Below are 272 nucleotides of genomic sequence, written 5' to 3' on the forward strand. Positions count from 1 at the left end.
GGCCTGAGCTCGACCGATAGCTCGGTGGCTTCGCTCTCGACTTCGACGTCGACTGGCCTGTCGTCGGCAAACAGCTCGATCAGCTCTTTGTCCACGTCGACCTCGACGGGCATCAACTCGCTGTCGACGGGCCTCAGCTCGACCGATAGCTCGGTCGCTTCGCTGTCGACCTCCACGTCGACCGGTCTCTCGTCGGCTAACAGCTCGATTTCGTCGCTGTCCACGTCGACTTCGACGGGTATCAGCTCGCTGTCGACCGGTCTGAGCTCGAC

1 protein-coding gene is annotated in these 272 nt (G+C 62.5%); it reads right to left on the reverse strand.

Annotation, left to right across the window (positions count from 1 at the left end):
* Positions 1 to 272: hypothetical protein (locus U4Z31_RS37065; protein ID WP_321813012.1), on the reverse strand; the 272-nt coding region annotated here is incomplete at both ends.

This window comes from Burkholderia sp. BCC1985 (genome assembly GCF_905339915.1).
GTDB lineage: Bacteria > Pseudomonadota > Gammaproteobacteria > Burkholderiales > Burkholderiaceae > Burkholderia.